This is a genomic window from Micromonospora sicca (assembly GCF_003172935.1).
Taxonomy (GTDB): Bacteria; Actinomycetota; Actinomycetes; order Mycobacteriales; family Micromonosporaceae; genus Micromonospora; species Micromonospora sicca.
Genome location: NZ_QGKS01000124.1, coordinates 1 through 10,691, shown reverse-complemented (window position 1 = coordinate 10,691; position 10,691 = coordinate 1). Strand labels below are relative to the sequence as shown.

At 74.8% G+C, this 10,691-nt stretch carries 7 protein-coding genes; 1 reads left to right on the top strand and 6 read right to left on the bottom strand.

Translation table 11 applies throughout. From position 1 onward, the window contains the following. Positions 1–14: 14 nt before the first annotated feature. The gene (locus tag DKT69_RS05810) at positions 15–2,543 is read right to left on the bottom strand and encodes an FtsK/SpoIIIE domain-containing protein (protein WP_109800556.1); all 2,529 of its coding nucleotides are present in this window, start codon (positions 2,541–2,543) and stop codon (positions 15–17) included. Positions 2,544–2,769: 226 nt separating this feature from the next. On the opposite strand from DKT69_RS05810, the gene DKT69_RS05805 reads away from it, so the two are divergent. Next, complete coding sequence (locus DKT69_RS05805) at positions 2,770–3,327, top strand: hypothetical protein (RefSeq protein ID WP_109800555.1); 558 nt, start codon at positions 2,770–2,772, stop codon at positions 3,325–3,327. Between the two features lie 4 nt (positions 3,328–3,331). Here the strand turns inward: DKT69_RS05805 and DKT69_RS05800 are convergent, their stop codons facing one another. The 5 genes from DKT69_RS05800 to DKT69_RS05780 form a co-directional block, all read right to left on the bottom strand. Further along, on the bottom strand, positions 3,332–3,934 hold the full coding sequence (locus tag DKT69_RS05800; RefSeq protein ID WP_109800554.1) for a hypothetical protein: 603 nt from the start codon (positions 3,932–3,934) through the stop codon (positions 3,332–3,334). A gap of 13 nt (positions 3,935–3,947) precedes the next feature. Then, positions 3,948–5,132 carry a M23 family metallopeptidase gene (locus tag DKT69_RS05795; RefSeq protein WP_109800553.1) on the bottom strand — a complete coding sequence of 395 codons (1,185 nt, stop codon included), beginning with the start codon at positions 5,130–5,132 and terminating at the stop codon, positions 3,948–3,950. Continuing rightward, the gene (locus DKT69_RS05790; protein WP_109800552.1) at positions 5,129–5,686 is read right to left on the bottom strand and encodes a hypothetical protein; all 558 of its coding nucleotides are present in this window, start codon (positions 5,684–5,686) and stop codon (positions 5,129–5,131) included. The genes DKT69_RS05795 and DKT69_RS05790 overlap by 4 nt, the downstream gene beginning before the upstream one ends. Next, positions 5,683–7,614, bottom strand: coding sequence for an MraY family glycosyltransferase (locus tag DKT69_RS05785; protein WP_109800551.1), 1,932 nt, complete (start codon positions 7,612–7,614; stop codon positions 5,683–5,685). The genes DKT69_RS05790 and DKT69_RS05785 overlap by 4 nt, the downstream gene beginning before the upstream one ends. 1 nt (position 7,615) lies before the next feature. Next, positions 7,616–10,691 (bottom strand): ATP-binding protein (locus tag DKT69_RS05780; protein WP_109800550.1); only part of this gene is annotated, 3,076 nt, incomplete at its 5' end.

Sequence of the window (10,691 nt, the reverse complement as noted above, 5' to 3'; positions counted from 1 at the left end):
GCTTCCGGTCTCGCTCACGTAGCCGGCTCCTCCCCGAACGGCACCAGCACCGTGCCCAGCTCGCCCGGGCCGTCCCAGAGCACCGCCCGGCCCGGACGCGGGCGCCACAGCACCGGCCGGTCGAAGAGCGACTCCAACCGGGCCCCCGGCACGTCGGTGACCACCACGGCGGCCAGCTTGTCGATCTCACCCTCCGGGCCGAGCAGCCCGGCCAGCGGCCCCACCGAACGCCACCAGCCGAGCAGGTGCAACCCGGCCGGTGGCCCCTCCCGCAGCAGCGACCGCAGCCGCTCGACCGGCAGCTCCGCCGCGTCGGGCACGTCCAGCCCGAACACCACCAGGTAGCCCGGCTCGCCCGCGTCCATCGCGGCGCGCAGCCCGGCCACGTCGACCGTCTCCACCCGGTGCCGCTCCGCCAGCTCGGCGGCCAGCGCCGCGGCCGGCTCCTCCGACCCGTTCGCCAGCGGAGCCAGCACGAACCGGGCGGACGCGTGGTGGGCCGCCGTGCTCCGCGCCGCGGTGACCAGCAGCCGGGCGGCCTCCTCGTCGCGGCCCAGCACGGCGAGGTTCCGCCCCGCGGCCGGGCCGAGCGGCACCGCCACCGTGGAGCGGTGCACGTCCACCGCCCGACCGAGCAGCGCGGCCGGCCCGTGCGCCCGGCCGGCGAGCGCCGACCGGTGCCGTGGGTCGTTGCCCAGCAGCGGGCGCGCGAACCCGGCGAAGACCACCGGCGCCCCGCACCCCTCCGGCCGGGCCGCCCAGAGCCGGTGCCGCAGCTCGGCCAGGGACTCCGGCTCCTCGTGCGGATCGGGGAAGCGGATCATCCGCTCGTGCCCCCGGGTGGCGCCGCGTGGCCCGCCCAGACCGCCGGCGGTGTTCACCACCGCGCTGCCCACCGGCAGCCCGGCCGCGGCGTCGTTCGCCGGTTCCAGCACCCCCGACCCGCCGGGCAGCGCCACCCGCACCGGAAACTGGCCCAGCAGCGGATCGCGCGGGCCGCCGATACCCAGGTCGCCCTCGCCGGCCAGGACCAGGTGGATGCCGTACGCCCGGGCGGCGCGGGCCAGCACGTCCAGCCGGGCCAGCAGGTCCGCGGCGAGCCGGTCGCGCTCCCGCAGCAGCAGGGGGAAGTTGTCGATGACACAGACGATCCGGGGCAGCGGCTGGTGCTCCCGCAGCTCCGCGTAGCGCTGCCCACCGGCCCGCCGGCCGGCCTCCTCCCGGCGGTGCAGCTCCGCCTCGAGCTGGCCGATGAGGTCCGCCACGTACTCCCGATCGGCGGCCATCCCGGCCGCCCGGACCTGCGGCACCCACGAGCGGTCCCGCTCGGTCTGCAGGAACTCCACGAAGGACTCGCCGTCGTCGAGGTCGGCCAGGTAGAGCGCCAGCTCGTCGGGGCCGTACCGGGCGGTCAGCCCGAACAGCACGTTGGTCAGGAACGCCGACCGCCCGGCACCGGACCGGCCACTGACCAGCCAGTGCGGGGTGAGCTCGGTGAAGCCGAGGCTGACCGGCCGCCCGGCGGCGTCGCCCACCACGGTCGAGAGCCCGTCGACGGAACCGGACTCCCACAGCTCCCCGCCGGGCAGCAGATCGGTCAGGGAGAGCCGGGACCCGTCCTCGACCTGCCGGGCCAGCCGGCGGCAGACCCCGGTCACCAGTTCGTCGGGCGGGTCCTCCGCCACGAAGACCGGGGAGTTGAGCCCGCCGGCCGTCTCCGGGCCGGGGCTGCTCAGCGCCTGCCCGGGCGGATCACCCACCAGCGCGTACGCGTTGCGTACCGCGACGGCGGTGGCCTGCGGCAGCGGAGTGTCCGGCGACCAGCCGGCCACGACCAGGTGCAGGCCGGCCCGGTGGCCCCGCGCGGCCAGTTCCTCGATCCGACCGAGGTCGGACGCCCCGGTCGCGGCGGGCAGCGCGGCCACCACCAGGAGCAGCGTCCGGTCGTGCCCGCGCTGCCGGGCCGTGCCGGCGGCCACCCACTGCTCCGCCTCGGTGAGGACCGTCCGCAGCCCCGCCACGTCCACGGCGGGCGGCGGCAGCAGCCCCGCGTCGGCCAAGAGCGCGAACCCCGCGAAGGCCCCGCGGGTCGAATCCCGGTCGGCGGTGGCGTCCACCGCACGGACCAGTAGCGAGCCGGCCGGCGCGGCGGCGAGCAGCCGCAGCAGGAGAGCCCGGAGCAGCCCGGCCACCCGAGGGTCGGTGGCGTCGGTGTCGACGCTCAGGTGACCGCTGCCGAGCAGCGGCACCAGCGTTGGGAACCGGGCGTCGTCCAGCGGCGCGGCGGTGCCGACCCGGACGAAGGGTGGCGGACGGTCGCCGGGCGGGGTGGCCGCGGTCAGCGTCTCCAGGGCGGCGCCGGCCCAACCGGGGGCGGCGAGCGCCGCGGCCGCCCGCAGCCGCTCCGCCAGCTCGTATTGCCGGTGGTGGTCGGCCGGAGCCGGCCGGATCTCGTCGAGGATGCCGGCGGCGGCGGTCGCGGTGGCCGTGGCCCGCCGGTGCAGGGCGGCGGCCCGGCCGGCTCGCGCCTTCGGACTGGCCACCCGTCCACCTCTCTTCCCGAGGCCGACATCTCCCCCCGCGCAGTGACGGTAACTCAGCCGGCGGCCCCGCTCCGGGATGTCGACCGGCGCTGCGTGGTCTTTGCGAGCCGGGTCACCTCGCCTCGGCCGGGCATTGTCCCGCCTCCGGGCATCGAGCGGGCGCGATCGGCGAATCTGGGGCATTGGGTACGAGGCGTGCAGCCGATAGCCTCAGGGGGTGGAATCAGTGCAGCCCCCCGCCGGTTCCCAGGTCTCCCGCGTACCGGCGCAGCGGACCCCGCCCGAGCAGGTGGCGCCCCCGGCGCCGGCTCCGGCGCCGCAGCGCCCCCGGCGTCGGCTGCGCACGGTGCTCTCGGTGGTCGCCGGGCTGCTCGCGCTGCTCTGCGTCGGCGGAGGGGTGACCGCGTTCATCCTGTACGACCGCGCCACCGCCCCCGACCGCAGCGCCCCAGACGTGGTGGTGGACAACTACCTGCGCGCCTTCCTCGTGGATCGGAACGACACCAAGGCGAGCCAGTTCGCCTGCGAGGGCGGGGGCGATCTCGGCGACCTGCGGCTGCTCCGCGACGATCTGGTGGCGCGGGAGAAGCGATTCGGAACGACGATATCGGTCAGTTGGGGCGGCTTGAGCGTGCAGCAGCAGGGCGACTCGGCTGAGGTCACGGTTGACCTCATCATCTCTGCGTTCGTTGACGGGATATCGCAGAGCGACCGGCAGAGTTGGCGGTTCGTGGCGCGGCTCGGCGATGACTGGCGGGTGTGCGAAGGAAAGCGCGCCGTCTGAATCCCTACTCGATCCAGAGCAGGTGTACCGGAACCTCGAGGGTGGTCGGTGCCTGGCCGCGCCAGGCCCACCGGTACCACTCCAGCTCGGAGGTGACCCGGACGCAGATGTCCCCCTCGGCGCCGGAGTAGGTCTCGGTCACCGCCCGTAGGTCACGGTGCTCGGTCGGCCCGACGACGTGCACCACCCGCCGGCCGGCCACCGCGTCGGCCTCGAAGACCGGGGTCGGCGCCCGGTGGGCCGGCGCGTCGAGGGAGACGAGCCTGATCCCGGGCTCGCGGGGCGGGACTGGGGCGCCGCTCCGGTCGCCAACCGTCTCCACCCAGACCCGCTCCACCGGTACCAGCGGCGCGAAGACCTCCACCTGCTCGGACTCGGCGCGGTACCACTCGTGTTCCGGGATGACGGGCACATAGGTCCGGCTGCCCTGCACCACCCGCTCGTCGGCGCGCAGGTCACCCCGCCAGCCCAGGCCGGGCAGCCCGACCAGCACCCGCCGACCGCGGAGCTCCACCCGACCGGTGGCGGGGACGACCTCGATCGGTCGCGGTGGCAGCGGCGCCCAGTCGGGCTGGTCCGCGAAGGGGTCGGGCAGCGGGCCGGTCATCCGTCGGTGGGCCTCACGTGCTGCCGTCCAGCGGCGCGCCGCGTTCCCGCATGAACGGCACCGGGTTGATGGCGCCCCGGCTGGACCGGTCGCCGTCGACGTGCACCTCGAAGTGCAGGTGCGGCCCGGAGGAGTTGCCGCTGCTGCCGACCAGGCCGATCACGTCACCGGCCGCCACCAACTCACCGGGTACCACCCGGGGGCGCTCCAGCATGTGGCAGTAGCGGGTGATGTACCCCCCGGCGTGCAGGATGTCCACGAACCAGCCGCACCCGCCCTTGCCCGGCCAGCCGTCACGGTCGCAGTCGCGTCGTCCGGAGTGGTCCGGGTCGCAGCGGGCGACCAGCACCCGGCCGGTCGACGCGGCGTGGATCTCGGTGACCCGCTTGGGGGCCGCGATGTCCACTCCGTTGTGGCTGGGCCGGTCGGCGGTGCGGAAGCCGGAGCCGACACCACCCGGGATCGGCGCCGTCCAGCCCGAGGCGGCGATCCGGGCGCCGGAGGCGGCGTCACACACCGCCTCGCCGGCGATCTGCACCGTCCGCGCGGCGCCGCCGGCCAGCGCGTCGACGATCCGGCCGGCCAGGTCCTCGTGCTTGGCGTAGGCGTCGGGGAACGCGCTGACCTGCACCCGCTGCGCCACCACGGTCAACGGGCGCTGCTCCCACCTGGCCACCCGGACCAGCTTCTCGTAGAACTTGCGGGCGGTGTAGGAGGGCGTCATGCGCTGCTGGACGCTGCCCCAGCCGGGCCGCTGCTGGAACAGGCCAAGCGAGTCGTGGTCGGACCCGACGCCCTCGTGCGGCAGCGCCAGCGACGCCGGCACCGTGCTGTTCGCCAGGTTCCGCAGCGCGGACTCCTGCATCGCGGTGGCCAGGGCGATGACCCAGCCGCGGGCCGGCACCTTCATGTCCTGACCGACCTTGATGATGACGGCCGCGTTGCGCAGCTGGCCCTCGCCGTACTCGGCGAAGCGGGGCATGTCGCCGGTGATGCTGACCCGGTGGGCAGCGTCGCAGGCCAGCCCGGCCACGGTCGCCTCGTCCTTCTCCTCGCCGCCCAGCTCGGTGAGGAAGAAGGCGGCGGCGCCGCCCACGCAGCAGAGCAGGGTGAGCACCGTCGTAACCGCGGCGGCCACGACGCCGAGCCGCAGCTTCCGGCGGCGCGGCGCTCCCGCGTCCGCCCACTGCTCGGTCATTGGCGCTCCCAGTCCACCGCGTCCACCAGCCACCGGCCTTCCGGGGCCACCAGTTCGAGCCGGAGCCGACCGTTGTCCAGCGGGATGAGAACCTCCACGAAGGACTCCGTCCGGGGGCGGAGCGTGACCTGGCCGGTCACCCGCCGGGCGGGAACGCTCTCCGGGTCCGCGCCGGTCAGCTTCTCGGTCAGCGCGGGGGTCGACAGCGGGCGGAGCCGCGCCTGCCAGTCGTCCCCGCTGCTGCCCGGGCCGGCCAGCCAGGCGGTGGTGAACCGGCTGGCGGCCCGCTCGGGCGTCAGCTCGCCCGGCCGGGTCTTCGGCCTGGCGGCCGCCGGGCTCGACAGCACGCCGTCGTCGCCGGCCTCCGGATCCACCGTGCTGATCGGCTCCCTCGGCCGGTTGCTGAGACCGGTGGACGGGTCGACGGGCCCGGAGACCAGGCGGGCGGCCCCGATGACGCCGAAGACCAGGACGGCGATCACCACCGCGACGCCGAGCCGGGACCGCAGGGCCCGGGTGAACAGGAATTCCAGCGCCCGTCGCATCGTGCTCACCGCGCCTCGGAGCGCACCCGTGGACTGGGGTTGGCCGGCGCGCGTTCGGCGGAGCCCGGACGGTAGATGGCGAAGGCGGGCGACTCGTCGGGCACGTCCGGCTCCATCCAGGTGGCCGGTTGCCGGCGTCGGGGGCGCGGTGCGGTGGTCCGGCCGCCGCCCGGCTGCTCCGGTGCGGGCGCCTCGTCCGTCCGTTCCCGCCCGTCCGGCCGCTGCCGGCCGGCGGCGGCGTGTGACGGGTCCTCGTGCCGGGCCTCCGGCCGCAGGGTGCCCTGGTCGGGCACCACGCCGCGCCGCCGGCCGAGCGCCGGCTCGGCCGTGCCGCCCGGCTCCACCACGTCCAACCGGGCCGCCACCCGCATGTCCCGGAAGAATCGCCGGTGCCACGACCCCGCCGAGCTGATCGCCTCGCTGCTGTCCTTGCCGCCGAACTGGGTGATCCGCCGGTACGGACGCAGCAGCAGCCAGCCGACCACGCCGCAGAGCCAGACCAGCACCACCTGGAGCCAGCCGGGCAGGGTGGGCGTGTTCATGATGAGGTCGACCGCGAAGAGGTAGATGGCCGCGCCGGTGCCGAAGATGGCGATGTTGAAGACCGCGGCGACCACCGCGTTCGCCAGCCGGCGCAGCCCGGCGCTGGCCGGGCGCATCAGGCCGACGGTGCCGAGGATCGGCGCGGCGATCACGGCCCACCGGAAGATCAGGAAGCCCAGCAGCACCAGCACCGAGGCGGTCAGGTCGAACATCGCGAAGAGCAGCGAGGCCAGCACCGCGATGAAGCCGGCCCCGATCCGGTCCATGTCCCGGACGCCCTGGAGATACTCGTACGCCTCCGGGTCCTCCGACCTGATCTGCTCGGCGACCCGGGCCCACTGCTGCTGCTTCGCCTTGATGGTCGCCTCACGGGTGGCCGGGTTCTGGCGGAGCTTCTCCGCCTCCTCCCAGGAGAGCGACTTGGCGTCGTAGAGCGCCGGACCGTACTTCTTCGCGGTCTCGCTGTCGGCCGAGCCGAGCACACCGCGCAGCCAGTTCCGGTAGAGCATCGTCTCGGTGGCCGTGTCGCTGGCCCGGACCGCTGGCGGGCGCTTGTCCACGCAGGCGTCAGGATTCGGGAGCGCGCACTTGTCGGCGGGGATGTCCCGGGTCGCCGGGCCCACCGCGTCGTGCACCACGCCCAGCGTGGTGATCAAGGTGTTGTCGGCGATGTTCGCCGACTTGACCGGCCAGGCGGCCAGGGCGGTGACCGCCACCATCACCAGCAGCGCCCAGCCCGCCGTCGTCATCGCGTTGCTCATGTCCGACTGGCGGGAGCGCCAGAGCAGGTAGAGGCCGACCACGCAGAGCGTGACGATGCCGAAGACGCTGAACACCTTCTGGTAGACGGCCTTGGTGGCCTGCTCCACCAGCGGATCCGCCCAGCCCCACATCGAGCGGGGATCCCAGGCCCGCTCCCGCAGCGCGTTCGAGGCGCCGATCACCGCGTTGGCGAACATGAACTCGCCGTTGGCCACCATCGTGGTGAAGCGGTAGTCCGGATGCAGCACCGACGAGGCGCAGCCGCCGTCGACGTCGTACGTCGTGTAGCTGTATCCGGCGTAGCCGTAGTCGCTGTAGAGGCCCTTCGGGCCGGGCAGCTTGGCGGAGTCGGGGCGGGAGGCGAACCAGCCGGCCAGACCGGAGTCCGGCGCCCCGGGGACGGGGGCGTTACGGCACTCGACTTGGTCCTCGCTGACCTCCTTGAGTTTCGCGACGCAGGCGCGGAAGTCGGCCTGCCACTCCTTGGTGCTGCACAGCTCGGCCCGGGCCTGGGCGGCCGGCGTGGCGGCGTACGCGGGTGTCGCCCCGACCACCGGCCAGGCGATGGTGGCCACGGCGAGTACGCCGAGCGCGAGGAGGAGCGCCGCGATCCGTGCCCGGGCCCTCGCCATGTCACGCCTCCAGGTCAGCCAGGACGGTCGGCAGCGCCCCGGCGGTCTGGGCGACCGCGGCGGGGGTGGTGTCCAGGTGGTCGAGCAGCCCGTCGACGTACGACACGTCGACCCGGACTTTCTGCACCCGGCCGTCGACGTCGCGCATCACGAACTCGCGGAAGCCGAGCCGGGCGGCCGAACCGGCGTCCGCCGTGGACAGCGAGGCGAGGGTCGCCTCGTAGCCGTCGTTGACCGGCACCCGGAGCAGCCGGAGCGCCTCGGAGGCGATCTCGGTGTCCTCGGCGATCCGGCCGACGAAGACGGTGGAGACCAGGTTCTGCACGTCGAGGCCGAGGATGTCCTTCGGGTTCTGCGAGGCGACCAGGGCGGCGAGGTTCCACTTGCGGGAGTCCCGGGCGAGGCGGACCAGGAACGAACGCCCGGAGCGCCAGCCCTCCATGAAGTGCGCCTCGTCCAGGCCGACCAGCTTCCGGGACGACATCGAGCCGCCGTAGCAGCGGCGCACCGCGAGCCGGTGCGCGGTGTGCAGCATCGGCAGGGCGAGGGACTCCTCGGCCGACCAGTACTCGCGTTCGATCTTGAGGTCGGGCAGCCGCAGGCCGGCCATCGTGATCACGGTGAGCGCCGCGTCGGCGCCGAGCAGCCCCTCCGGCGGCCGGCCGAAGAAGAGCATCGCGAGCGGCATCTCGGCGGTGTCCAGCAGCAGGTTGGCCAGCTCCCGGCCGGCGTCGTCGTCGAGCCCTTGGAGGCAGGCGACCACGTCGTCCAGGGTGGAGGTCTCCTCCGCCGGCACCTGGCGTACGGCGTGCCGGAACAGGGTGGCGGTGGAGGCCTCGCGGGCGACCTGCGGCGGCACCAGCATCATGCAGATGTCCTGCACCAGCATCCGGCGCTCGGCCCGGGCGTTGGAGACGGCGATCTCGAACTCCCGGTCCCCGGCCGAGCCCGCACCGAACTCGCTGCGCAGCGGCGTCGGGATCAGCGCGTACGGCGCCAGCGTCCCCTGCTCGGAGCCGGTCAGGTTGAGCACCCGGGAGTACGGCCGCAGCTCCGGCATGGCGCAGAGCCGGGCCAGCGGGCCGGACGGGTCGAGCAGGGTGACCTGCACCCCGCGCCGGGCGGCCAGGTAGCCGAGCGCGCCGAGCAGGGTGGACTTGCCACCGCCCGGCTCCGCCACGAAGACCGCGAGCCCGGAGCGTTCCCGGACCTCCATCGGGAAGTGCAGGTCGAGGAAGACCGGGCGGCGGCAGGTGCCGGCGGTCCGCCCGATCAGGTCGCCCCGTCGGTCGCCGACCGTGGACGCGGCCTGCGGTAGCGCGGCGGCGAGCAGCGGGACCGGCATCCGCCGGACGTAGCCGGTGTTGGCGATCGGCTCACCGGGGATGAACTCGCGGGCCAGCCAGTCCTGGTTCTTCGGATGCTGCAGCGAGATGCGCAGCTCGCGGGAGTAGAGCTGGATGAGCCGGCGGGCCCGCTCCAGGCACTCCTCCCGGGTCCGGCCGCCGACGGCGATCCGGTGCCAGCCGTGCGCGCGGGCCGAGTCCACCGGCAGCCCGGTGGTCATCTCGTCGCCGATCACCAGTGCCCGCTTGGCCAGGCGTTCCAGCTCGGGCGGGGCGTCGATGCCGTGCTCGGCGTAGTCGAGCTGCTGGGACCGGATCATGCGGAGCCGGTGCTCGAGGTTGCGGAAGGAGTCACCCGAGCCGAGGATGTCGACCCGGGTGGAGATCTCCATCGGCCAGGGCAGCCGCTCGTGGAAGTGCAGCCAGGGTTCGTGCCGTTCGGGGATCTCCAGCGGCTCCATCCGGCCGACGGCGAGCACGGCGACGTGCCGCTCCTCGCCGGTCATCCGGTTCACCAGCTTGACCGTCGACCCGTACGGGGTGCGGTAGCGCTCCACCTGCTCGGTCAGGGCGAGCAGGTCTCCGCGCTCCCACCGGCCGTTGGTGATCGGGGAGAGGGTGCCCGGGGGCGACATGCAGAGCGCGACGGAGCGGTAGAGCAGCCACTCCAGCTCCTGCGCGGTGACCCGGCGGCCCCGCATGCCGAACGCGCCGAGGACCTCGTCGAACTGTTCGACTGTGCGGCCCAGCTTGCGGCGCTCGCCGTCGGCGGTGCCCCGCCCGAAGGTGCGCAGCAGCCGCTCGGTGAGCGAGTCGCCGAGCGACCGGCGGGCGAAGGTGACGCCCAGGTAGGTCTGTCCCTCGGCGTGGTTGACCGCCATCAGGTGCCGTTGGGCGGCGACCAGGTGGTCGGCCCAGCCGGCGGTGCCGGGCACGTCGGGCAGTGGCGACGCGGTGTGCGCGTCGATGGTGCGGGCCCACTCGTCGGCGGGGAACGGCCGGGTGGTGCGGCGCAGGTGCAGCCGGAAGCCGGCCAGACCGGCGTACTGCTCGGAGATCGCGGAGAGCAGCGCCTCCCGCTCGGCGTCCGGGCGGAACGCCCAGCGCACCTCGGGCAGCCAGTACCAGGCGGTGACCGTGTTCGGGGTGAAGGTCAGGTGACCGGCGATCTCGGTGATCGCCAGCTCGACGGACGGGTCGCGATCGCCGAACTTGATCTTCGGGGGACGGACCTGGACCGGCTTGGCGGGCCGGCCCCTCCGCTCGGCGGCGGAGCGTTGCCGGGGGGTGGCCACCTCCCGGGCGGGTGGTGGTGCCACCTCCCTGGTGGTGGGCGCGGCGATCTGGCGGACGCCCGGTGCGGCCACCCGCTCCGCTTCGGCCCGGCGCCCGGCACTGTCCGGTGTGCGGCGCGCGGGGCGCTCCGGTGCGGGCTCGGCGCCGGGGTCGGTCAGCTCCGGTTCGGCGGTCGGCCGCAGCGCGGGGAGCCGGTCGCCGGCCTGGTGCGGCACCCGGTTGCGGCCGGGTGCCCGGTCGAGGGCGAGCGCCGGGTCGGGGGCGTGGTCCGGCAGCTCGGGACCGCGAGGCGTGGACCGCGGGACGGCCACGATGTCGCCGTCGCCGGCCGGCCGGGTGCCGGCGGGGGCCTCGCGCAGTCGGGCCGCAGGCTGGTCGGCGGGTGCGCCCCCCGGGCTCCCGGCGGCCCCGGCCGGCCGCCGGGAGCCCGGGGGG